Consider the following 22,223-nt stretch of genomic DNA (forward strand, 5'->3'; position numbering starts at 1 on the left):
TTTTGTCTCAGTGATCTACCCCGTACGCTGAGTGCATGACCACACCGGGCCGGGGGCTGCACGGCCATGTTCTGGACACCCTCGGCCCCGAGATCACAGCGGGCGAATACCCGCCGGGCAGTGTCCTGCGCACGGACGAGCTCGCCCAGCGTTTCGACGTGTCACGCTCGGTGATGCGCGAGGCGGTCCGGGTCCTGGAATCCATGCACCTGGTCGAGTCCCGCCGCCGCGTGGGCGTGACCGTACGCCCGACGTCGGAGTGGAACGTCTACGACCCGCAGGTCATCCGCTGGCGCCTGGCCGGCAAGGACCGCGCCCGGCAGCTGCGCTCCCTCACGGTGCTGCGCTCGGCGATCGAACCGGTCGCCGCGGGCCTCGCCGCCCGGCACGCCACGTCCGAGCAGTGCGCCGAACTCACCGAGTGCGCCCTCGGCATGGTCGCCAACTCACGCGGTCACAAGCTGGAGGAGTACCTCGTCCACGACATGGCCTTCCACCGCGTCATCCTGGACGCCTCCGGCAACGAGATGTTCGCCCGCCTCGGCGATGTCGTCGCCGAGGTCCTGGCCGGCCGCACGCACCACGACGTGATGTTCGAGGACCCCGACCCGGCCGCCGTCACCCTGCACGTCCAGGTCGCCGAGGCGGTCCGCGCGGGCGACGCGGTCCGCGCGGAGGAACTGACCCGCGAGATCACGGTCGGCGCCCTCCAGGAACTCGACATCCTGGCGCCCTAGAGGGGGTGTCCGCTACGGCAGAAACTCCCCGTCGACGTACACCCAGGCCCCGTCGACCCGTTCGAACCGGCTCCGCTCGTGCAGCGAGCCGCCCCGGTACGACGCCCGGAACTCCACGGTCCCGGCGGAGTGGAACGCCGACCCGTCACTCGTGTCCAGGATCTCCAGCCCGGTCCACCGCATCCCCGGGTCCAGCTCCAGCGTCCCGGGCCGCGTCCGCGGATGCCAGGTCCGCAGCAGATATCCGGTGTCCCCCTTCACGAAGGCGCTGTACCGCGACCGCATCAGCGCCTCGGCGGTCGGTGCGGCGGTGGTTCCGGAGTGGTAGCGGCCGCAGCAGTCGCCGTAGGCCTCCGGGAGGCCGCAGGGGCAGGAACGCATGGTCATACCGGTCATTGTCCTAGACGGCCGCACCCGTCCCGGACGAAGGCAGTGGCGGCAGCGCCGTCCGGTACACCCACGCGTCGAACAGCTCGTCCAGCGGCTCGTCCGCGAACCGCGCCACATGCGCGGTGAAGGCCGCCGTGGTCACCGCCCCGCCTCGGTGCAAGCCCGCCCACTCGCGCAGCATGCGGAAGAACGCGTCGTCGCCCAGGGCGCACCGCACCGCGTGCAGGGTGAGCCCGCCGCGCTGGTAGAGACGGTCGTCGAACATCGACTTCCGCCCGGGATCGGCGAGCCGGAGGTCCTCCGGCAGCGCGGACAGCGACCGGTGTGCGGCGGCGGCCAGTTGCTGGGCACCACGGCCACCCGAGCGCTCCGACCAGAGCCACTCGGCGTACTTCGCGAACCCCTCGTTCAGCCAGATCTGCCGCCAGTCGGCGATGGACACGCTGTTGCCGAACCACTGGTGCGCCAGCTCGTGCGCGACCAGCCGCTCGGAACCCCGCGCCCCGTCCACATGGTTGGACCCGAACAGCGACAACCCCTGCGCCTCCACGGGGACGTCGAGCTCCTCCTCGGTCACCACGACCGCGTACTCGTCGAACGGGTATGGCCCGAACAATTCCTGGAACAGCTCCATCATCGCGGGCTGCCGTGCGAAGTCCCGGGAGAACCGGGGGAGCAGGTGCGCCGGAATGTGCCCGTGCTGCGGCACCCCGCCCGGGCCAGGGTCGCCCAGCAGTACGGTCTGGTACTTCCCGATCGACAGCCCCACCAGATAACTGGAGGTCGGCGCCGCCTGCTCGTACACCCAGGTGGTCGTCGAGGCCTTCGTCGTGCGGGTGAGCAGGCGTCCACCGGCCACCACCGCATAGGCCGACGGCGTCGTCACCGAGATCTGGTACGAGGCCTTGTCGGCCGGCCGGTCGTTGCACGGGTACCACGACGGCGCCCCGACCGGCTGGCTCGCCACCAGCGCCCCGTCCTCCAGCTCCTCCCAGCCGAGGCCGCCCCACGGGCTGCTCACCGGCCGGGGGTTCCCCGACCACTGCACCTCGACGGTGAACGCGGCACCGGCGCGCAGCGGCTTCGCGGGGCGGACGCGCAACTTGCCGCCCCGGTGCGTGTAGTGCGCCGCACGGCCGTCGACCCGCACCCGGCCCACCCGGAAATCCGCGAGGTTCAGCTGGAACTCGGTGAGCTGGCCACGGCCCGCGATGGCGTTGATCCGCGCCGCTCCCGACAGCCGGTTCGGCGCGGGGCGGTAGTCCAGCGTCAGCTCGTACCGGTGCACCCGGTACCGGCGGTCACCGTTGCCCGGGAAGTACGGGTCCTGACCCACTGACTGCTGAACCGCCACTGTTGCGTCCGCTCCCTGCACTGCGCTCGTACGACGTCGGTCGGCCCCCGGCCCCGCGGAGGTCCCGGCTAGCGACGCCATGCCTCGATCGGGTTGCCCAGCCAGCGCGTGTCGTCGGGCACGGACTCCGCGGCCATCACCAGGGACGCCGGACCCAGCGTGGTGCGGGCCCCGACGGTGCTGCCGGGCAGGACGATCCCGCCCGGGCCCAGAGTGGCGCCCTCACGGAGGACCACAGTATCCGTCCGCAAGATCCGGTCGTGGAAGAGGTGGGTCTGGAGCACACAGCCCCGGTTCACGGTCGCCGCGTCCCCGAGCGTCACCAGGTCGGTCTCCGGCAGCCAGTAGCTCTCCACCCACACGCCCCGGCCGATCCGGGCACCGAGCCCACGCAGCCACACCGTCATCAGCGGCGTACCGGGCACGCGCCCGGCCAGCCACGGCACAGCCACCACCTCGACGAACGTGTCGGCCAGCTCGTTGCGCCACACGAAGGAGCTCCACAGCGGGTGCTCACCACTGCGGTGCCGCCCCACCAGCAGCCACTTGGCGACCACGGACAGAGCACACCCCGCGACCCCCACCGCCAGCAGCACGACCCCGGCCAACGGCCACGCCCAGCCACCCAGCGCGCTCAGCGCCGCCACCGTCAGCACCGCCAGCGCGGCCGAGCACAGCACCGGAACGATCCGGCACAACTCCACCAGGCCCCGCGCCCACAGCAGCCGCGCGGGCGGCTCGTACGTCCGGCTCTGGTCGCCGCCGCCCGCGCTGCGCGGCAGCTTCACCGGCGGCAGTCCCAGATACGAGCTGCCCTTCTTCGCCTTCTTCGGCGTCGCCGACAGCACCCCGACCAGCCCGCCGTCCGGCACGCTGCGCCCCGGCGCGGTCATCCCCGAGTTCCCGAGGAACGCCCGGCGCCCGATCTGCGCGCGCCCGATCCGCATCCACCCACCGCCCAGCTCGTACGGCGCGGTCAGCGTGTCGTCCGCGAGGAACGCGCCGTCGCCCACCGTGGTCAGGCTGGGCAGCGCGAGCACCGTCGACACCTCGGCACCCCGCCCGATCCGCATCCCGAGCAGCCGCAGCCACACCGGTGTGACCAGCCCGGCGTACAGCGGGAACAGCATCTCCCGGGACTGGTCCATCAGTTGCGTGACCGTCCAGGCCTGCCAGCCGACCCTGCTGTGCGTCGGGTGCGTGCCCTCGCGCAGCCGGAGGCTCAGCAGCCGCACGGCGACGAGCAGCAGCAGCGCGTACACCGCGCCGAAGGCCAAGGTCGCCGGAACCAGCGCGAGCGCCGCGCCCCGCAGCGCCTCACCGAGCCCGGCGCCGGGCGCCACGAACAGGCCGGCGGTGAGGAGCGCGCCGAGTCCGGCGAGAAGGGGCAGAGCGCTCAGCCCGAACCCGGAGATGCCGTACATCACCTGCCAGAACACGCTCTTGCCCGGCCGCTCCTTGGGCCAGTTCCGCTTGGCCTTGCCGAGCTTCACGGCGGGCGCCCCGGCCCAGCGCTGCCCGGTGGGCACCTGCCCGGCGACGGCGGAACCGGGCGCGACCTCGGCCCGCTTGCCCACGCGTGCACCCGGGAACAGCGCGCTGCGCGTCCCGACCACCGCACCGGCACCCACCTTGACCGGCCCGATCTCCAGCCGGTCACCGTCCAGCCAGTAGCCCGACAGATCCACCTCGGACTCCACGGCGGCACCCCGCCCGAGCTTGAGCATCCCGGTCACCGGCGGCAGCGAGTGCAGATCCACGTCGGACCCGACTCTGGCGCCGAGCGCCCGGGCGTACCTCTCCAGCCAGGAACCGGTGAGCGAGGCCGCGCCACTGAACTCGGCGAGCCGCTCGGCCGTCCACAGCCGCAGATGCACACTCCCACCGCGTGCGTAGCGACCTGGCGTCACCCCGCGCAGCAGCAGCCGCGCCCCACCGGCGGCGATGGCCAGCCGTCCCGGCGGACTGAAGAACAGCAACGCCCCGGCACCCACGACCCACCAGGGAGCGCTCGGCAGCCAGGCGTACGCCCCCAGCACGTTCCCGAGGGCGGCCAGCGGCACCATCCAGCGCAGCCCGAGCAGGGTGAACAGCGGAAGGAGCAGCAGCAGTTGCAGCGCCCCGGCCCGCGCCGGCACCGGCTCGACCACCCGCCGGGAGCCGTCGCCCTGCGCGGACTCCTCCAGGTGCCGGGCCAGCTTGCGCAGCGTCGGATGCTGGTAGAGGTCCAGCACCGCCGCGCTCGGGTAGCGGGTGCGCAGCTTCGTCGTGAGCTGGGCGGCGGCCAGACTGCTCCCGCCGATGGCGAAGAAGTCGTCGGAGGCGCTGCCCACCGGGATGCCGAGCACCTCGCCCCACTGCTCGGCGAGCCACGCCTCGGTCCCGTACAGCTCCTCGGCCGGACCACCGCTGACCAGGCCCTCCAGCGGCCACGGCAGCGCGGTCCGGTCGACCTTCCCGGACGTACGAGTGGGCAGCTCGTCGACCGGCGCGAGCAGCGGCACGAGAGCGGCGGGCAGTTCGGCACGCAGCTTCTCGACGGCGGCGGCCTGATCCCACCCCTCCTGGATGACGACGTACCCGACGAGGAGCTGGTTTCCGCTGCGAGCGGTACGCACGGCGGCGGCCGCACCGGCGACACCGGGAAGCGCCTGAAGGGCGGCGTCCACCTCACCGAGCTCGATCCGCCGCCCCCCGAGCTTGATCTGCTCGTCGGCCCGCCCGAGGAAGACCAGCCCCTCCGGCTCGGCCTTCACCAGGTCGCCGCTGCGGTACGCGCGCTCCCAGCCGAGCGACTCCAAGGGAGCGTACTTCTCCGCGTCCTTCCCGGGGTCGAGGTACCGGGCGAGCCCGACCCCGCCGATCACGAGCTGCCCGCTGCCGCCCATCGGCACCGGCTCCCCGGCCTCGTCCACGACGGCCAGCTCCCAGCCGTCCAGCGGCAGCCCGATCCGGATCGGCTCCTCGCCGCTCATCAGCGACGCGCACGCCACGACGGTGGCTTCGGTCGGCCCGTAGGTGTTCCACACCTCGCGCCCCTCCGTCACCAGCCGCTGAGCCAGCTCGGGCGGGCACGCCTCACCGCCGAAGATCAGCAGCCGTACGTCGTTGAGGGTCTCGGGCTCCCACAGCGCCGCGAGCGTCGGCACGGTGGACACGACCGTGATCTCCTGCTCGACCAGCCAGGGCCCGAGATCGGCGCCGCTGCGCACCTGCGAGCGCGGCACGGGCACCAGACAGGCCCCGTACCGCCAGGCCAGCCACATCTCCTCGCAGGACGCGTCGAAGGCCACGGACAGCCCGGCCATGACCCGGTCACCCGGCCCGATCGGCTCCTCGGTGAGGAACAACCCGGCCTCGGCGTCCACGAAGGCGGCGGCACTGCGATGGCTCACGGCGACGCCCTTGGGGTTCCCGGTGGAGCCGGAGGTGAAGATGATCCACGCGTCGTGCCCGGCACCGGGCCGGGCGGCGGTGTGACCGGCGGCACCTTGGACGGTCAGCTCGTGACCGGCCCCGACGACCGCCCGCACCCCGGCCTCGCCGAAGACCAGATCGGCCCGCTCGTCGGGGTCTTCGACGTCCACGGGCACGTACGCGGCACCGGCGGCCAGCACCGCGAGGATCGCCACGTACAGGTCGTTGGTGCCCGACGGCACCCGGACACCGACGCGGTCCCCGAGCCCGACGTCCACCGCGGCCAGCCGCTGCCGCAGGTGCTCCACCTCGACCGCCAGCGCGCGGTAGGTGAGCAGCCGGTGACCGTCGTCGAGCGCGGGCTCGTCGGGGTACGAGCGCACGGACGCCTCGAAGACGTCGAGCAGGGTGCGGGGGGAGGCCGCAGGACCGGCGGAGAAACGGGCCACGTCGCTCGGGGCTGTGCTCAGCTCCCGGTCCAGCACGGTGAGGTCAGGGCTGTCGTGCAGGGCGGCCATCGGATCCTCGAGTCTCGAACCCGGACCATCCGGGGCGCCGGTGGGCCCGCAGGTCTGCCTGGGGATGTTCCGTTCCGGTGCGAACAAGCCCAATACTCTAGTGGTCGGGTGACTTCGCCCTGTCATGTCCGCCACTCGGAGGCGAACGCGAGACACCCCGGAGGTTCGGCTCCCCGGCTTCCACCTGTGCTTCTGCCGGCCTGGCGAGATGTCGCCCACATTCACCCGGCGGGAGGCCTTCCTCCCCGGAAACGACGAAAAGCCCCTCGGCAAGAGGGGCCTTTCGATCTGTGTCCGAGGGGGGACTTGAACCCCCACGCCCGATAAAGGGCACTAGCACCTCAAGCTAGCGCGTCTGCCATTCCGCCACCCGGACAAGGTGTCTGTCGCGCGGGTTCTCCCCGTGGCGACGACGTAAACATTACCAGGCTCTCAGGGGTGGCCGATCACCCCCCGCCCGCACCCGGCCGGGCGTGAACGGCGTGTGACGGGCCGGGACCGGTCTTGGGGTGCGGGCCGGGGAGAGGGAGGATGAGGGGGACCCACCAGCAGTGACACCGGGAGGAAGCACGTGAGCGAGACGGACACGGCCAGGAACGTCACCGGCGAGGACGAGGTCGTGGACCTCTGCCGCGAGCTGATCCAGATCGACACCAGCAACTACGGCGACCACTCGGGTCCGGGCGAGCGCAAGGCGGCGGAGTACGTCGCCGAGAAGCTCGCCGAGGTGGGGCTCGAACCGCAGATCTTCGAGTCGCACCCGGGCCGCGCCTCCACGGTGGCCCGGATCGAGGGCGAGGACCGGTCCCGGCCCGCGCTCCTCATCCACGGCCACACGGACGTCGTGCCGGCCAACGCGGACGACTGGACCCACCACCCCTTCTCCGGCGAGATCGCCGACGGCTGCGTGTGGGGCCGCGGTGCCGTCGACATGAAGGACATGGACGCGATGACCCTCGCGGTCGTCCGGGACCGGATGCGCAGCGGGCGCAAGCCCCCGCGCGACATCGTCCTCGCGTTCCTCGCGGACGAGGAGGCGGGCGGCACGTACGGGGCCCGCTACCTCGTCGACAACCACCGCGACCTCTTCGAGGGCGTCACCGAGGCGATCAGTGAGGTGGGCGGTTTCTCCTTCACTGTGAGCGAGGAGCGGCGGCTGTACCTGATCCAGACGGCCGAGAAGGGCATGCACTGGATGAAGCTCACCGTGGCCGGCACGGCCGGGCACGGGTCGATGATCCACCGGGACAACGCGATCACCGAGCTGTCCGAGGCCGTCGCGCGGCTGGGGCGGCACAAGTTCCCGGTGCGGGTCACCAAGACCACCCGCGCCTTCCTCGACGAGCTCGGTGACGCGCTCGGCACCGAGCTCGACCCGGAGGACATGGAGTCGACGCTCGTGAGGCTCGGCGGCATCGCCAAGTTCATCGGCGCGACGCTGAGCAACACGGCCAACCCCACGCAGCTCGGCGCCGGTTACAAGGTCAACGTCATCCCGGGCGAGGCGACCGCCCATGTCGACGGCCGGTTCCTGCCCGGACACGAGGAAGAGTTCCTCGCCGACCTCGACCGCATCCTCGGCCCGAACGTGCGGCGCGAGGACGTCCACGCCGACAAGGCCGTGGAGACCACCTTCGACGGGGCGCTCGTGGAGGCGATGCAGTCCTCCCTGCTGGCCGAGGACCCGACGGCCAAGGCGATCCCCTACATGCTCTCCGGCGGGACGGACGCGAAGTCCTTCGACGACCTGGGCATCCGGGGCTTCGGCTTCGCGCCGCTGAAGCTGCCGCCGGAGCTCGACTTCGCCGGCATGTTCCACGGCGTGGACGAGCGGGTGCCGGTGGAGGGCCTGAAGTTCGGCGCGCGGGTGCTCGACCGGTTCATCGACGCGTCCTGAAACCGCCCATACGAAACACCGCTATTCGGTCGGTTGTGCGAGATCGACTGGGAAGGGTGAATGCGACCATAAGCTCGTAGCCTCATTACTCCCTCCTCGTTACAGGTAATGCGATCGCAAGATAGGTCGCTTTGCCAACTAGGAGGAATAATGATCAAGAAGGTCGTCGCTGCTGCGGCTGCCACCGGTGGGCTGGTTCTCGCGAGCGCGGGCCTGGCCGTCGCCGACTCGGGTGCCCAGGGTGCCGCTGTGCACTCCCCGGGCGTCCTGTCCGGCAACGTTGTCCAGGTGCCCGTTCACGTCCCGGTGAACGTCTGCGGCAACACGGTCTCCGTGATCGGGCTGCTGAACCCCGCCTTCGGCAACACCTGCATCAACAAGTGATGCTTTCCCCTCACTGAGGGGAGTCCAAAGCCATCGGTCCCGGAGCGCGTGCCATGCGCTCCGGGACCGAACGCTTCTTTCGAGGAATTCGAGAAGAATTCGAGACAGGGTCGAAGGCAGGTATTCAGCAATGCGACAGGCTACCCGCAAGGGTCTGATGACCGTGGCGGCCGCGACCGGCGTGATCGCCGCCGCGGGCGGCTCCGCTCACGCCGCCTCGGGCGCGCAGGGCTCCAGTTCGGGCTCACCCGGCGTGCTGTCCGGGAACACGGTGCAGGCGCCGGTGCACGCGCCGGTCAACGTCTGCGGGAACACGGTCAATGTGATCGGTGTCCTCAACCCGTCGGTGGGCAACTCGTGCGCCAACCAGGGCGGTGGATCGCCGTCGGGGGGATACGGCGATTCAGGCGGTCACGGCGGCTCGCACGCCGGCGGCCATGCCGGTGACTCGCCCGGTGTCGGCTCGGGCAACCACGTCGAGGCGCCGATCCACGTGCCGGTGAACGTCTGCGGCAACAGCGTCGACGTCGTCGGCGTGGGCAACTCCAGCACGGGCAACGACTGCGCGAACGGCGGCTCCGGCGGGCACCACAGCAACCCGCCCGGCGGCGACAACGGAAACCCGGGACAGCCGGGCGATCCCGGAAACCCGGGCGATCCCGGGAACCCGGGCCACCCCGGAAACCCCGGTGACCCCGGAAACCCGGGCCACCCCGGAAACCCCGGTGATCCGGGCGACCCCGGCACCCCCGGCACCCCCGGCAACCCTGGCGACCCCGGCTCCCCGGGCACGACGCCCGGCGCGGACAGCGAGACGCCGGGCGGCTCCTCCCACGGCAACCAGCCGGGCGGCCAGTTCGTCACCCAGCCCAAGGGCGACGCGCAGCTCGCCAGCACCGGCAGCGACCTGCCGCTCGGGCTCGCCCTGCCGGCCGGCGCCGGCGCGCTGCTCGCGGGCTCGATCCTCTACCGCAAGGCGCGCACCTCGGCCTGACAGCCCCGGACAGGCCTGACAGCCCCCGGAAACGGAGCGGGCCCCGCCGATGCGGGGCCCGCTCCCGTGTGTGCCTTCTCCAGTGCCCGTCTCAGCTCACCACGTGGCCCGCACCTGACGGATGATCCGCCGGCGCAACCGCACCTTGCGGCTGCCGTCGCGCAGCAGGCTCAGACGGTGCAACTCCCAGTGTCCGTACTCGGCATGGTCCGTCAGCAGACGTGCCGTCTCCTTGCGGGAGACCCCGCGCGGTAGGTACACGTCGACAAATTCGTATTCCGGCATCGCATCTATTGTGCGGGCTGGGGCCTGGTACGGATAGCGTCTGCACTATGTCTGATGCTGCGCAGCCCACCGCTGCCGAGGTACGCGCCGCCGCCGAGGCGGTCAAGACCGCGCTCGACCGCCACCTGGCCGCGGTCGAACGCAGGTCGGGGGAGGACGACCCGGCCGTCTACGAGGCGTTCAACCAGCTGGCCGCGGCCGCAGAGGTGTACGACGAACTGCTCTACGACCGCTATGACGAGGTCACACCCTTCGAGATCCCCGGTACGGAGGACGCGCTGCCCCCGTACACCGGGCCCGAGGAACCGAACGCGCTGAGCGTACTGATCCGCCGCGACTACGCGGTGGGGGAGCCGCAGCGGCTGCTCGCGCAGGCGCAGCGGATCGAGTCCGCGGAGGGCGAGAACGGCCCTGCCGCCTCCGGGACGATCCATGGTGCGCTAGGCCTCCTCTTCGGCGAGTTCGAACCCGACGAGATCGCCTCCCGGCACAAGGAGTTCGGGCTGGAGGAGGGCGATTCCACGCTGTGGGTGACGGCGGCGGAGGAACCGGCCGACCCGGGCGAGTGGCTGGAGGCGCCGTTCGAGCAGGTCGATCCGCAGAGCGTGGTCTGCCGCTTCGACGTCAGTGCCGTCTTCGACGACGAGATCGGCATCGACGACGACGATGACGACGACGCGGAGGAGCTGGTGGAGGACCTCGACACCGATCTGGACGAGGACGAGGACCTGGAGCCGCTGGACGCGGACCGCCGCTGAGCGCACGCGTCGGCCACCCGACGGCGGTGGTCACGGGGACGGCCCCGTGGCCACCGCCGTCGTCGTCAGCCGCTGATCTGCGGTGCGAGCAGCACCGGAAGCCGGGTCGTGCGGGGCTTCGCCGGCACTTGGGCCACGGCCCTGGCCAACGCCTGTTCCACACCGTGCACGACGGACAGATGGCGGTCGGCCCGCCCGAACGCCGTGTACACCCACGGCCGGCTGAGGGCCTGCGCGGCATCGCCGGGCAGCACCACGACCACCGCGGGCCACCGGCTCCCCACCGCCTGGTGCGCGGTGAGCGCCCAGCCGTGCCGCACGGCCTGCTCCACCCACTCCTTCGGTACGACGACGTCCTCGCCCTCGCAGGACAGGTGCAGCCCCTCGGCGTCCGCCTTCACCACGCGGCCCGGCAGCGCACGGCCCGGCACGGGGGAGTAGACGATCCGGTCACCGGGGTCGAAGCCGCCGAAGCGGCCCGGGCCCGGATTGAGCCGCTCCTTCAACGCCGCGTTGAGCGCGCGCGTGCCGACGGCGCCGCCGTGCCCCGGCGTGATCACCTGCGTCTCCTCGGCCGGAACGCCGATCGCCCGCGGCACCGAGTCCACGACGAGCTGCACCGTGCGGTGCACGGCCTCGCCCGCGTCCCGTACCGGCACGATCACGACCTCCTTGCCGGGGGCCTCGACCTGGTTCAGCTCACCGATGCCGATGCCGGAGACCAGCTCGCCCAGCGGCCCGGGATCCGGCTGCCGCGAGGCGACCTGCGGGCAGATCCGCGCCGCGAGCAGATCCGCGAACACCCTGCCCGGACCCACGGACCACAGCACGCCCGGGTCCCCGGCCAGCACCAGGCGGGCCCCGTCGGGCAGCGACTCCGTCAGCAGCGCGGCCGTCTCGACATCCAGCTGCGGCGCGTCGAGCACGACCAGCAGATCGAGATCCAGCGCCCCGTCGGCGTCCCGGCCAGGCCCTTCGGCACCGGAGAGCAGTCCGGCGACGGTGGCGACGGGGGAGTGGGCACCGGGTGACCCAGTGTCGGTGGACGGGGTGCTGGACGTGGTCTCGGACCGGTGCAGCAGGGCCGCGAAGCGGGTGCGGCCGATCGGGCCGTGGGCGGCGGCCCAGGCGCGCAGGCCGAGGGTGTGCGCGGCGGTCAGCAGTGCCGCGGGCTCGGTCAGGGAGGCCTCGCCTCCGGTGTGCAGGACCAGGCCATGAGCGGCGACCGTGCGGAGCAGCTCACCCGTCGACCCCTGGGCCGCGGCGGCGACCCGCTCCCAGTCCTCGGCCGAACCGTCCTGCTTGGGCACCGAGTTCACCAGCCGGGCCAGGCCGTCGGCCAGGCTCTCCTCCGCGAGCGCGTACCGCTCGAGGCCGACCAGGACACGGACCGGACGCTCTTCGTCCTCCTCCGTGCCCTCCCCCTCGCTCCGGGCCGGCGCGGCACCGGTGTCCTCCAGGGCGTCCTGGAAGACCAGGGCGTCACCCTCCGCGATCGCGTCCTGCACGGCGCTGTCGGGGTCCGGCACACCCCGCTGGGCCAGGGCCGCCAGGAGCGCCGGCATCTCCAGGGCGGTGTGCCCGGCAAGCGCCGCCTGCTCCAGGAGCCAGACGGTGACGGCCCGGCCCCGCCGCTCGTCGTCCGGACCGCACTCGGCGCCGAGCACGGCCCGCGCGAACCCGTCGGCCTGCTCGGGCCGCACGCCGGCGACCCGCAGCAACTGCCAGGGGTCCGCGCGCAGCAGTTCGTCCGCGCCCTCGCCCAGTGCCGCTGCCACCTGCGGCGCGAGCGCCTCGGGAGCACCGCCCGCGCCGAGCACCTGCCGTACGGCCTGCACCGCCGACGGTGTGGGAGCCGTCGACGCGGCGACGGCCTCGGCCGCCACCGGCTGCGGCCGTCGTACCGGCTCCGGGGCGGAGCGTCGGGGAGCGGGCTCCGGGTCTTCGAACACTGTGGCGACCGGCTTCTCGCCGCTCTCCACGGCCCGTACGGCCGCGAGCAGATCGGCGGCCTTGCCGCTCAGCTTGGTGCCGGCCTCGATCGGCGTCTTCTTCTCGGCCTTGCGCTGCTCGATGCGCTCCCGCTCGGCGCGCTGGGCCCGCAGCTCGGCCTCGGCCTCGGGCACCTCACCGGAAGCGGCCGGGTCCCCTTCGGCCCCCTCGGCTGCGGGCGCCTCACCTTCGGTCACCTCGGCCTCGGGCACCTCACCGGAAGCGGCCGCGTCCTCCTCGGTGGCCTCGGTCTCCGCACCACCGGTCGGCGTCCCCGGCTCGGCGTCCTCCGTGGTCTCCGGCTCCGTGCTCACAGCGTGCTCCAGTCGTGATCGGGATAGCGGTGCACGGGCGCCGACACGTCGTCGAGCGCCCGGCAGATCTCGTCAGGAAGACTAAGGGTCTCCACTGACAATGCCGCCGTGAGCTGCTGCGCGTTGCGCGCGCCGACGACGGGCGCGGTCACCCCCGGCCGGTCGCGGACCCAGGCCAGCGCCACCTGGAGCGGCGTCACCGCGAGACCGTCGGCCGCGGTCGTCACGGCGTCCACGATGCGCCTTGCCGTGTCGTCCAAATAGGGCGCGACGAACGGCGCGAGGTGCTCCGAGGCACCGCGCGAGTCCGGCGGCGTCGTGTCGCCCCGGTACTTGCCCGTGAGCACCCCACGCCCCAGCGGCGAGGACGGCAGCAGCCCGATGCCCAGGTCCAGCGCCGCAGGCAGCACCTCGCGCTCGACGCCCCGCTGGAGCAGCGAGTACTCCAGCTGCGTGGCCGCCAGCCGGGTCCGGGTGCCGGGGGCCGCCAGCTGCCAGGTCGCGGCCTTGGCCAGCTGCCAGCCGCAGAAGTTGGAGACGGCGGCGTAGCGGGCACGGCCGCTCGCGACCGCGAGGTCGAGGGCCTGGAGGGTCTCCTCCAGCGGGGTGTCCGGGTCGAAGGCGTGCACGTGCCACAGGTCGACGTAGTCGGTGCCGAGCCGGGAGAGCGAGGCGTCCAGCGCGGAGAGGAGATGGCCGCGGGAGGTGTCGAAGCGGCGGTCGGGGTCCGGCACGCTGCCGGCCTTGGTCGAGATGACCAGGTCCCGGCGGGCCACCAGGCCGTCCATGAGCCTCCCGAGCAGGTACTCGGCCTCTCCGTCGCCGTACACGTCCGCGGTGTCGACGAGGGTCCCGCCCGCTTCCCAGAACGTCTTCATCAGGTCCGCGGCGTCGTGCTCGTCGGTGTCCCGTCCCCAGGTCAGGGTGCCGAGCCCGATCCGGGACACACGCAGGCCGGTGCGGCCGAGATGCCTCTGCTCCATGAACGCCGAGATTACTGGCCAGAACCTTCCGTGTGGTGGGCTGTGGACAGCCGATTTCCGGGGGCCGGCCGCGAGTTGCCCGGCACGGCCGCCCACGGCTAGGCCCCCACCGAGCCGCGCGCTAAGGTCTCCGCACGTGCACGTTACTGATCGGTAAGGGGATTCGGCATGCAGCTCGGTATCAACCTCGGCTACTGGGGTGCCGGAATGGACGCGGACAACCTGGCCGTCGCCCAGGAGGCCGACCGGCTCGGATACGCCGTCTGCTGGGCCGCCGAGGCCTACGGCTCCGACGCCGCCACCGTACTGACCTGGGTCGCCGCCCAGACCGAACGCATCGACGTCGGCTCCGCCATCTTCCAGATCCCGGCCCGCCAGCCCGCCATGACCGCCATGACGGCGGCCACCCTCGACTCCCTCTCCGGCGGCCGCTTCCGCCTCGGCCTCGGCGTCTCCGGCCCGCAGGTCTCCGAAGGCTGGTACGGCGTCAAGTTCGACAAGCCGCTGGCACGCACGCGTGAGTACGTCGAGATCGTCCGCAAGGCCATGACGCGCGAGCGCCTGTCCTACGAGGGGCAGCACTGGACGCTCCCCCTGCCCGGCGGCCCGGGCAAGCCCATCAAGCTGACCGTGCACCCGCAGCGCGAGCACATCCCGCTGTACATCGCCGCGATCGGCCCGAAGAACCTGGAGCAGACCGGCGAGATCGCCGACGGGGCGCTCCTCATCTTCCCCTCGGCCGACCACCTCGAAGAAACCACGATCAAGTACCTCCGCGCCGGGCGCGAGAAGGCCGGCAAGACACTCGACGGGTTCGACGTCTGCCCGACCGTCCCGCTCGCCGTCGGTGACGACAAGGACGTCGCCGCGCTCGCCGACACCTTCCGCCCCTACACCGCGCTGTACGTCGGCGGCATGGGCAGCCCCAAGCAGAACTTCTACAACCAGCTCGCCCAGCGCATGGGCTACGAGAAGGAGGCCGCCGAGATCCAGGGCAAGTACCTGTCCGGCGACAAGCAGGGCGCCGCGGCCGCCGTACCGCACGAGCTGATCGACAAGACCACGCTGCTCGGTTCCGTCGACCGGATCGCGGACCGGATGAAGGCCTACGCGGAGGCCGGCGTCACCACCCTGAGCCTCGCCCCGGCGGGCTTCACGCTCGACGAGCGGCTCGCCTCCCTCCGCGCCGGCACGGAGGCCCTGGAGCGCGCCGGGCTCGCCTGACCCGGCGGAGTTGTCTGCGGCCGTGGTGGGGGCTCGGGGGTCTTCCCCGCCACGGCCGTCACGCGGAACAACGCCGTGCGCCCCCCGGCGGTTACGCCGGGATCTCCCTCACTCCCGGGGCACGACCGCCCGCAGCGATGCCGGTCTCCTGTGTCCTCCATTCGGCGGACTTGTCCGACCTACCTGTTGCACCACCTGCCGCCCCGCACTTGACTCGTTCTCGGCGGATTCCTGCGGAGTCACGCAGCACGCGCACGAGCGCGGGAGAGGTGCTCACGATGCTTTCGGCCAAGAGTGTGTTCCAGGAGATCCTCGCCAACGACGAGTCCTTCGCCCTGTTCTGCTCCATCGCCGCGAGCGGTGAGTCCCAGGGAGGCTGGGAGAACGCCCGGATCGCCGCGCTCGTCCCCGACAGCGAGCGGGAACTCGCCCCCAAGATCACCCGGCACGGCGCCGACGAGGACAAGCACGGCCGGATCTTCAACGCCCTGCTGAAGAAGCGCGGCCTCGACCCCGTCCCGGTCCCGCCGGAGACCGACTACACCATGCTCCTGGAGAAGAACGGCATCGGCCTCGCGCACGAGCACCTCAAGCGCGACGAGCGGCTCACGGTCCAGGACATCGTCACGTACCTCTCGCACAGCAGGGTCACCGAACAGCGCGCCTCCGAGCAGATGGCACTCCTCCGCAAGCACTTCGCCGACGACCCCGGCATCGGCCGCGCGGTCCGGCAGATCTCCAACGACGAGGACAACCACCTCGCCTACTGCCACGAGGAACTGCTGCGCTTCGCCCACGCGGGCCACGGCCGGGCCATCCAGCGGACCCTGCGCGAGTGCGCGCTCGCCGAGATCCGGATCTACCGGGACGTCAGCCTCGCGGTCATGGCGAACATGGGCCGCATCCTCGGCTGGTCCAGGGCCAAGTCGGCGGTGCTCGCGGCGGGCATCCACGCTATGTACGCGTACGAACGGCTGGGCGGCTGGCGCCGGATGGTGTCGCTGAGGATGCCTGAGCGCCGCGACGCCCTCGGCGGACCCGCGTCCGCGGCACCCGAGTTCGCCTGAGACGGCCCCGTCTACAACCAGCCCCGGCGCTTGAACAGCCGGAACACCAGCACCTCGAGAACCGCCATCACCAGGATCAGCACCGGGTAGGACCACTCCCAGCGCAGCTCGGGCATGTGCTCGAAGTTCATGCCGTAGATCCCCGCGATCATCGTGGGGATCGCGGCCATGGCCGCCCACGCGGAGATCTTCCGCATGTCGTCGTTCTGCCGGACGCTCATCTGCGCCAGATGCGCGGAGAGGATGTCCGACACCAGCCGGTCAAGGTTCTCCACGGACTCGTTCACGCGCGTGAGGTGGTCGCTCACGTCCCGGAAGAAGGGCCGCGCCCGGTCGTCCACGAACGGCACCGCCACGCCGGACGGTGCCGTGCCCGCCAGCCGGCTCATCGGCAGGGCCAGCGGTCCGGTCGCCCGGCGGAACTCCAGGACCTGCCGTTTGAAGTTGTAGATCCGGGACGCGGTGTGCCGCGAGCCCCCGTCGTCCGGGGAGAAGACCTCCGCCTCCAGCCCCTCCAGGTCCGCCTGCAGTTCCATCGCGACGTCCAGGTAGTGGTCGACGGCGGCGTCGGCGACCGCGTAGAGCACGGAGGTGGGGCCGTTGCCCAGCAGCTCCGGCTCGTGCTCCAGCCGCTGCCGTACGGCCTTGAGCGGGCCGCCCTCGCCGTGCCGGACGGTCACGACGAACGAGTCGCCCAGGAAGATCATGAGCTCGCCGGCCGAGACGGTGTCGCTCTGCGGCTCGTACGTCACCGGCTTGAGCACCACGAAGAGCGAGTCGTCGTACACCTCCAGCTTGGGCCGCTGGTGGGCCTTGAGGGCGTCCTCGACGGCCAGTGGATGGAGCCCGAACTCCTGGGTCACATGGTCGAATTCGCGCTCCGTCGGCTCGTGCAGCCCGATCCACACGAAACCGCCCGCCGCACGGGCCTCACCCAGGGCGTCGGAGAAGTCCTCCGGCCCCTCCGACCGGTGTCCGTCGCGGTAGATGGCACAGTCGACGATCACGAAGAGACTCTCCCGTCACTCGAAGGACACCGTACGCGCGCGTGCGCCTACGCTGGACCGCATGCCCACGTTGATCCTGGTCCGGCACGGACGTTCCACCGCCAACACCGAGGGACTGCTCGCCGGCTGGACGCCCGGTGTCGCCCTCGACGAACGCGGCGCGGCACAGGCCGCCGCGCTGCCCGGGCGGCTCGCCGAGCTGCCGCTCGCCGAGATCGTCACCAGCCCGCTCCAGCGCTGCCAGGAGACGATCCGGCCCCTTCTCCGGGCCCGGCCGGAACTCACTCCGCACACCGACGAGCGCATCGGCGAGTGCCACTACGGCGACTGGTCGGGACGCAAGCTCGACGAGCTGAAGGACCAGCCCCTGATGGAGGTCGTGCAGGCGCACCCCTCCGCGGCGGCGTTCCCCGGCGGGGAGTCCATGCGGGCCATGCAGACACGCGCCGCCGAGGCCGTACGCGAGTGGAACGCGCGCGTGGAGCGCGACCACGGCGCCGACGCCGTCTACCTCATGTGCTCGCACGGCGACATCATCAAGTCGCTCGTCGCGGACGCACTCGGACTTCATCTGGACCTCTTCCAGCGGATTTCCGTTGAACCGTGTTCCATCACCGCGATCCGCTACACACGACTGCGGCCGTTTCTCGTCCGCCTCGGCGACACGGGCGACTTCACGTCCCTGGTGCCGCGCGAGGAACCGCCGGGCGACGAGGCCCCCGTCGGGGGTGGTGCGGGCGCACCGTGATCGTCGGCCGCAGTAGGGTGAAGCGGTCGCAGCAGTGCCGTGGCCACACGGCCCCCACGATTCCAATGGAGACAGGACGTGTCCCGTCAGGTGTTCCTCTACGACCATCCGGAGCGTTTCGTGGCCGGTACGGTCGGACTGCCCGGGCGCCGTTCGTTCTTCCTCCAGGCCACCGCCGGCTCCCGGGTGACCAGCGTGGCCCTGGAGAAGACCCAGGTCGCCGCACTCGCCGAACGCATGGACGAACTGCTCGACGAGGTCGTACGCCGTAGCGGAGGCAGCGCTGCCGTCCCCGCCGTCGCACCGTCGGAGATCACCGACACCGCTCCGCTGGACACCCCCATCGAGGAGGAGTTCCGGGTCGGCACCATGGCGCTCGCCTGGGACGGCGAGGAGCAGCTGATGATCGTCGAGGCGCAGGCGCTCGTCGAGCTCGACGCCGACACCGAGGAGGACCTCGCCGAGGCCGAGGAACGGCTGCTCCAGGACGAGGAGAACGGGCCCCCGATGCTGCGGGTGCGGCTCACCGGAGCGCAGGCGAGGGCCTTCGCCAAGCGCGCCCTCGACATCGTCAACGCCGGGCGGCCGCCGTGCCCGCTGTGCAGCCTCCCGCTCGACCCGGAAGGACACGTATGTCCGCGCCAGAACGGATACCGCCGCGGAGCGTGACACCTCCTCCGGACGCCGCCGACCTGCTCGCCCGGGGCGAACTCACCGTGCGCGGACGCATCCGTGAGGCGTCCAACGCGGCCCTGTACTGCACGGTGTCCGACGACGGCCGGGAAGCGGCCTGCATCTACAAGCCCGTCGCCGGGGAGAGGCCCCTGTGGGACTTCCCCGACGGGACGCTCGCCCAGCGCGAGGTCGCCGCGTACGAGGTCTCCGAGGCGACCGGCTGGGGCCTGGTCCCGCCCACCGTGCTGCGCGAGGGCCCCTACGGCGAGGGCATGTGCCAGCTGTGGGTCGAGGCGGCGCCGGAGGCGGAGCTGCTCGCGCTGGTCGACGGGGAGGAACCGGAGCCGGGCTGGAAGGCGATCGGCTTCGCCGAGGTCGGCGAGGGCCGCACCGCGCTCCTCGTGCACGCGGACGACGAGCGGCTGCGGCGGCTCGCGGTGCTGGACGCCGTGCTCAACAACGCCGACCGCAAGGGCGGGCACCTGCTGCCGACCGGCGAGGGGCGCCTGTACGGGATCGACCACGGGGTCACCTTCAACGTCGAGAACAAACTGCGGACCCTGCTGTGGGGGTGGGCGGGGGAGCCCCTCACGCGGGAGGCCGTCGACGTCCTCGAAGGCCTCAGGAAGGACCTGGCGGAGGGCGGTCCCCTCGCCGCCCGGCTCCAGCCGCTGATCACCGGCGCGGAGATCGACGCCACACGCGCGCGTGTCGGCGCGCTGCTCGGCTCGGGGAAGCATCCGGAGCCGAGCGGGGAGTGGCCGGCGATTCCCTGGCCCCCCGTGTAGCAGCACACACGCCGAGCTCCCGCAAGAGCGCCTTCTCGGCCGTCCGGCCGCTCCCATTCGTATATGGAACTTCAGTCCGGTTAGGCTCAAGGCATGCATGCCTGGCCCGCTTCCGAGGTCCCCGCCCTGCCTGGTCAGGGCCGCGACCTGAGGATCCACGACACCGCGACCGGCGGTCTGGTCACCCTCGACCCCGGTCCCGTCGCCCGTATCTACGTCTGCGGCATCACCCCGTATGACGCCACGCACATAGGTCACGCGGCGACCTACAACGCGTTCGACCTCGTGCAGCGCGTGTGGCTCGACACCAAGCGGCAGGTTCACTACGTCCAGAACGTCACCGACGTCGACGACCCGCTCCTGGAGCGGGCGCGGCGCGACGGCATCGACTGGGACGCGCTCGCCGAGCAGGAGACGGCCCTCTTCCGCGAGGACATGACGGCCCTGCGGATGCTGCCGCCGCGGCAGTACATAGGCGCCGTCGAGTCGATACCCGGGATCGTCCCGCTCGTCGAGCGGCTGCGGGACATGGGCGCGGCGTACGAGCTCGAAGGCGACGTGTACTTCTCGGTCGAGTCCGACCCGCACTTCGGCAAGGTCTCCGGACTGGACGCCGCGGCGATGCGGCTGCTGTCCGCCGAGCGCGGCGGCGACCCGGACCGGCCGGGCAAGAAGAACCCGCTCGACCCGATGCTGTGGATGGCGGCCCGGGAGGGCGAGCCCAGCTGGGACGGCGGTTCGCTCGGGCGCGGACGGCCCGGCTGGCACATCGAGTGCGTGGCCATCGCCCTCGACCACCTCGGCATGGGCTTCGACATCCAGGGCGGCGGCTCCGACCTGGCCTTCCCGCACCACGAGATGGGCGCCTCGCACGCCCAGGCCCTCACCGGCGAGTTCCCCATGGCCAAGGCGTACGTGCACGCCGGCATGGTGGCCCTCGACGGCGAGAAGATGTCCAAGTCCAAGGGCAACCTCGTCTTCGTCTCCAAGCTCCGGCGCGACGGCGTCGACCCGGTCGCCATCCGGCTCGCGCTGCTCTCCCACCACTACCGCGCCGACTGGGAGTGGACCGACCAGGTCCTCCAGGACGCCGTCACCCGGCTCGGCCGCTGGCGGGCCGCCGTGTCCCGGCCCGACGGACCGCCGGCGGAGGCGCTCGTGCAGGAGATCCGCGAGGCCCTCGCGAACGACCTCGACGCCCCGGCCGCACTCACCGCGGTCGACCGCTGGGCCGCTCACCAGGAGCAGCACGGCGGCACGGACGAGGGCGCCCCCGGGGTGGTCTCCCGCGCGGTGGACGCGCTGCTGGGCGTCGCGCTGTAACCGACAACAGACAGAGGGGGCGCCTCCCGAGCGGGAGACGCCCCCTTTGACGTGCGGGTGTCGGGGTCTGGCGCGGGCGGGCTGTGAGGCCGTGACCGCGAGCGGGCGCCAGAGGGACGGGCGAAGCGCTGGCAGCTCCTGGCGCCTCCCGCCGGCTCGTCGGCGGCGGCAGGCGGCGGGGTGCCGCGCACAGGGTTTCCGCTGGGGCCGGAGTTCGCCTCCGGGCCGGCCGCGTGGTCCCGGCAGGCCGGACGCGTCGCCCGGCGCCCGCTCGCCGACCGCCCGGCACGGGCGCCCCCGCGCGACGGGCGAGGCCGTCCTCAGTCCTCCGACGACTCCTCGTCGTCCGTGCCCGGCTTGGGCGGCTTCGGCGGGCGGGTGCGGCCGCTGGGGTTGTCCCGCAGGTACGACGTGCTGTCGCTGCCGTCCGCCGTGGCGTGTCCGCCGGAGGCGGTCGGTCCGCCGCCGTCGCGGCGGCGGAGATAGCGCTCGAACTCCCGGGCGATCGCCTCGCCCGACGCCTCCGGCAGCTCGGCGGTGTCCCGGGCCTCCTCCAGCGACTGGACGTACTCGGCGACCTCGCTGTCCTCGGCGGCCAGCTGGTCCACGCCGACCTGCCAGGCACGCGCGTCCTCGGGCAGCTCGCCCAGCGGGATGCGCACGTCGATCAGGTCCTCCAGGCGGTTGAGGAGGGCAAGCGTGGCCTTCGGGTTCGGCGGCTGCGAGACGTAGTGCGGTACGGCCGCCCACAGGGACACGGCCGGGACCCCCGCGTGCGTGCAGGCTTCCTGGAGGACGCCGACGATGCCCGTGGGGCCCTCGTACTTGGTCTCCTCCAGGTCCATGCGGCGGGCCAGGTCCGGGTCGGACGTCGTCCCGCTGATCGGAACCGGACGGGTGTGCGGGGTGTCACCGAGCAGGGCGCCCAGGACGACCACCAGTTCCACGCCGAGTTCGTGCGCGAAGCCGAGCAGTTCGTTGCAGAACGACCGCCATCGCATGGACGGTTCGATGCCCCGGACGAGGACCAGGTCGCGTGGCTTGTCCCCGCCGACCCGGACCACCGACAGCCTTGTCGTCGGCCACGTGATCTTGCGGACGCCGGCTTCCAAGAACACCGTGGGGCGGTTGACCTGGAAGTCGTAGTAGTCCTCGGCGTCCAGCGCCGCGAAGACCTCGCCCTTCCACTCCCTGTCCAGATGCGCGACCGCGGTGGAGGCGGCGTCGCCGGCGTCGTTCCAGCCTTCGAACGCGGCCACCATGACCGGGTCGATCAGCTCGGGAACCCCCTCGAGCTCGATCACCCAGCGCCTCCTTCCGACGTGCCCTCGCGTACCCCCCAACCTTACGGCGTGCCAAGGGGGCGCC

At 72.1% G+C, this 22,223-nt stretch carries 19 protein-coding genes and 1 tRNA gene; 11 read left to right on the forward strand and 9 right to left on the reverse strand.

Annotation, left to right across the window (positions count from 1 at the left end):
* Window positions 1-35 precede the first annotated feature (35 nt).
* Window positions 36-737 carry an FCD domain-containing protein gene (locus ABFX81_RS29200; protein ID WP_086849072.1) on the forward strand — a complete coding sequence of 234 codons (702 nt, stop codon included), beginning with the start codon at window positions 36-38 and terminating at the stop codon, window positions 735-737.
* Window positions 738-749: 12 nt separating this feature from the next.
* Here ABFX81_RS29200 and ABFX81_RS29205 read toward each other — a convergent pair whose 3' ends face one another.
* From ABFX81_RS29205 to ABFX81_RS29220, 4 genes are all read right to left on the reverse strand, one after another.
* Window positions 750-1,124, reverse strand: coding sequence for a YchJ family protein (locus ABFX81_RS29205; protein WP_086849074.1), 375 nt, complete (start codon window positions 1,122-1,124; stop codon window positions 750-752).
* A 13-nt stretch (window positions 1,125-1,137) separates the two neighbouring features.
* The gene (locus tag ABFX81_RS29210) at window positions 1,138-2,481 is read right to left on the reverse strand and encodes a M1 family aminopeptidase (protein WP_086849079.1); all 1,344 of its coding nucleotides are present in this window, start codon (window positions 2,479-2,481) and stop codon (window positions 1,138-1,140) included.
* Window positions 2,482-2,549: 68 nt separating this feature from the next.
* Window positions 2,550-6,416 carry a Pls/PosA family non-ribosomal peptide synthetase gene (locus ABFX81_RS29215; protein ID WP_086849080.1) on the reverse strand — a complete coding sequence of 1,289 codons (3,867 nt, stop codon included), beginning with the start codon at window positions 6,414-6,416 and terminating at the stop codon, window positions 2,550-2,552.
* Window positions 6,417-6,707: 291 nt separating this feature from the next.
* Window positions 6,708-6,792, reverse strand: a tRNA-Leu gene (locus ABFX81_RS29220).
* Between the two features lie 195 nt (window positions 6,793-6,987).
* Here ABFX81_RS29220 and ABFX81_RS29225 point away from each other — a divergent pair.
* The 3 genes from ABFX81_RS29225 to ABFX81_RS29235 all read left to right on the forward strand — a co-directional run bounded on the left by ABFX81_RS29225 (window position 6,988) and on the right by ABFX81_RS29235 (window position 9,691).
* Entirely contained in the window at window positions 6,988-8,313 is a 1,326-nt protein-coding gene (locus ABFX81_RS29225; RefSeq protein ID WP_086849081.1) for a M20/M25/M40 family metallo-hydrolase, read from the forward strand.
* A 150-nt stretch (window positions 8,314-8,463) separates the two neighbouring features.
* Window positions 8,464-8,697 carry a chaplin ChpH gene (gene chpH, locus ABFX81_RS29230; protein WP_003989153.1) on the forward strand — a complete coding sequence of 78 codons (234 nt, stop codon included), beginning with the start codon at window positions 8,464-8,466 and terminating at the stop codon, window positions 8,695-8,697.
* A gap of 130 nt (window positions 8,698-8,827) precedes the next feature.
* Complete coding sequence (locus ABFX81_RS29235; protein ID WP_346138896.1) at window positions 8,828-9,691, forward strand: chaplin family protein; 864 nt, start codon at window positions 8,828-8,830, stop codon at window positions 9,689-9,691.
* A 96-nt stretch (window positions 9,692-9,787) separates the two neighbouring features.
* On the opposite strand, the gene ABFX81_RS29240 is transcribed toward ABFX81_RS29235, so the two are convergent.
* Entirely contained in the window at window positions 9,788-9,976 is a 189-nt protein-coding gene (locus ABFX81_RS29240; protein ID WP_086839555.1) for a DUF5703 family protein, read from the reverse strand.
* A 47-nt stretch (window positions 9,977-10,023) separates the two neighbouring features.
* On the opposite strand from ABFX81_RS29240, the gene ABFX81_RS29245 reads away from it, so the two are divergent.
* Window positions 10,024-10,734, forward strand: a complete 711-nt coding sequence (locus ABFX81_RS29245) for a hypothetical protein (RefSeq protein WP_086839553.1) — start codon at window positions 10,024-10,026, stop codon at window positions 10,732-10,734.
* 65 nt (window positions 10,735-10,799) lie between these two features.
* Here ABFX81_RS29245 and ABFX81_RS29250 read toward each other — a convergent pair whose 3' ends face one another.
* On the reverse strand, window positions 10,800-13,040 hold the full coding sequence (locus ABFX81_RS29250) for a helix-hairpin-helix domain-containing protein (RefSeq protein ID WP_086839551.1): 2,241 nt from the start codon (window positions 13,038-13,040) through the stop codon (window positions 10,800-10,802).
* On the reverse strand, window positions 13,037-14,023 hold the full coding sequence (locus ABFX81_RS29255) for an aldo/keto reductase (protein ID WP_086839549.1): 987 nt from the start codon (window positions 14,021-14,023) through the stop codon (window positions 13,037-13,039). Before ABFX81_RS29255 ends, ABFX81_RS29250 begins: the two co-directional genes overlap by 4 nt.
* A gap of 168 nt (window positions 14,024-14,191) precedes the next feature.
* Between ABFX81_RS29255 and ABFX81_RS29260 the strand changes: the two genes are divergently transcribed.
* Together ABFX81_RS29260 and ABFX81_RS29265 are read left to right on the forward strand one after the other, a co-directional pair.
* Window positions 14,192-15,247, forward strand: coding sequence for an LLM class F420-dependent oxidoreductase (locus ABFX81_RS29260; protein ID WP_086839547.1), 1,056 nt, complete (start codon window positions 14,192-14,194; stop codon window positions 15,245-15,247).
* Between the two features lie 278 nt (window positions 15,248-15,525).
* The gene (locus ABFX81_RS29265) at window positions 15,526-16,314 is read left to right on the forward strand and encodes a ferritin-like domain-containing protein (protein WP_086839557.1); all 789 of its coding nucleotides are present in this window, start codon (window positions 15,526-15,528) and stop codon (window positions 16,312-16,314) included.
* 11 nt (window positions 16,315-16,325) lie between these two features.
* On the opposite strand, the gene corA is transcribed toward ABFX81_RS29265, so the two are convergent.
* On the reverse strand, window positions 16,326-17,321 hold the full coding sequence (corA, locus tag ABFX81_RS29270; protein WP_086839545.1) for a magnesium/cobalt transporter CorA: 996 nt from the start codon (window positions 17,319-17,321) through the stop codon (window positions 16,326-16,328).
* Between the two features lie 61 nt (window positions 17,322-17,382).
* Here corA and ABFX81_RS29275 point away from each other — a divergent pair, with 61 nt between their 5' ends.
* The 4 genes from ABFX81_RS29275 (at window position 17,383) to mshC (ending at window position 20,855) form a co-directional block, all read left to right on the forward strand.
* A complete protein-coding gene (locus tag ABFX81_RS29275) occupies window positions 17,383-18,069 on the forward strand; it encodes an MSMEG_4193 family putative phosphomutase (protein ID WP_086839543.1) in 687 nt (228 codons plus the stop codon).
* A gap of 78 nt (window positions 18,070-18,147) precedes the next feature.
* Window positions 18,148-18,738, forward strand: a complete 591-nt coding sequence (locus ABFX81_RS29280) for a DUF3090 domain-containing protein (protein ID WP_086839541.1) — start codon at window positions 18,148-18,150, stop codon at window positions 18,736-18,738.
* A complete protein-coding gene (locus tag ABFX81_RS29285) occupies window positions 18,702-19,532 on the forward strand; it encodes an SCO1664 family protein (RefSeq protein ID WP_346138897.1) in 831 nt (276 codons plus the stop codon). Before ABFX81_RS29280 ends, ABFX81_RS29285 begins: the two co-directional genes overlap by 37 nt.
* Before the next feature lie 93 nt (window positions 19,533-19,625).
* Window positions 19,626-20,855, forward strand: coding sequence for a cysteine--1-D-myo-inosityl 2-amino-2-deoxy-alpha-D-glucopyranoside ligase (gene mshC, locus ABFX81_RS29290; RefSeq protein ID WP_346138898.1), 1,230 nt, complete (start codon window positions 19,626-19,628; stop codon window positions 20,853-20,855).
* Between the two features lie 320 nt (window positions 20,856-21,175).
* Here the strand turns inward: mshC and ABFX81_RS29295 are convergent, their stop codons facing one another.
* On the reverse strand, window positions 21,176-22,159 hold the full coding sequence (locus ABFX81_RS29295) for a PAC2 family protein (protein ID WP_059419387.1): 984 nt from the start codon (window positions 22,157-22,159) through the stop codon (window positions 21,176-21,178).
* Window positions 22,160-22,223: the final 64 nt, after the last annotated feature.

It is taken from the genome of Streptomyces coeruleofuscus (assembly GCF_039532725.1).
In the GTDB taxonomy this organism is placed as follows: domain Bacteria; phylum Actinomycetota; class Actinomycetes; order Streptomycetales; family Streptomycetaceae; genus Streptomyces; species Streptomyces coeruleofuscus.

What these genes read in the sequence shown, in the direction of transcription:
- ABFX81_RS29200 (WP_086849072.1), top strand. Translation starts at nt 36, where the DNA reads ATGACCACACCGGGCCGGGGGCTGCACGGCCATGTTCTGGACACCCTC.
- ABFX81_RS29205 (WP_086849074.1), bottom strand. Translation starts at nt 1,124, where the DNA reads ATGACCATGCGTTCCTGCCCCTGCGGCCTCCCGGAGGCCTACGGCGAC.
- ABFX81_RS29215 (WP_086849080.1), bottom strand. Translation starts at nt 6,416, where the DNA reads ATGGCCGCCCTGCACGACAGCCCTGACCTCACCGTGCTGGACCGGGAG.
- chpH (WP_003989153.1), top strand. Translation starts at nt 8,464, where the DNA reads ATGATCAAGAAGGTCGTCGCTGCTGCGGCTGCCACCGGTGGGCTGGTT.
- ABFX81_RS29235 (WP_346138896.1), top strand. Translation starts at nt 8,828, where the DNA reads ATGCGACAGGCTACCCGCAAGGGTCTGATGACCGTGGCGGCCGCGACC.
- ABFX81_RS29240 (WP_086839555.1), bottom strand. Translation starts at nt 9,976, where the DNA reads ATGCCGGAATACGAATTTGTCGACGTGTACCTACCGCGCGGGGTCTCC.
- ABFX81_RS29245 (WP_086839553.1), top strand. Translation starts at nt 10,024, where the DNA reads ATGTCTGATGCTGCGCAGCCCACCGCTGCCGAGGTACGCGCCGCCGCC.
- ABFX81_RS29255 (WP_086839549.1), bottom strand. Translation starts at nt 14,023, where the DNA reads ATGGAGCAGAGGCATCTCGGCCGCACCGGCCTGCGTGTGTCCCGGATC.
- ABFX81_RS29260 (WP_086839547.1), top strand. Translation starts at nt 14,192, where the DNA reads ATGCAGCTCGGTATCAACCTCGGCTACTGGGGTGCCGGAATGGACGCG.
- ABFX81_RS29265 (WP_086839557.1), top strand. Translation starts at nt 15,526, where the DNA reads ATGCTTTCGGCCAAGAGTGTGTTCCAGGAGATCCTCGCCAACGACGAG.
- ABFX81_RS29275 (WP_086839543.1), top strand. Translation starts at nt 17,383, where the DNA reads ATGCCCACGTTGATCCTGGTCCGGCACGGACGTTCCACCGCCAACACC.
- ABFX81_RS29285 (WP_346138897.1), top strand. Translation starts at nt 18,702, where the DNA reads ATGTCCGCGCCAGAACGGATACCGCCGCGGAGCGTGACACCTCCTCCG.
- mshC (WP_346138898.1), top strand. Translation starts at nt 19,626, where the DNA reads ATGCATGCCTGGCCCGCTTCCGAGGTCCCCGCCCTGCCTGGTCAGGGC.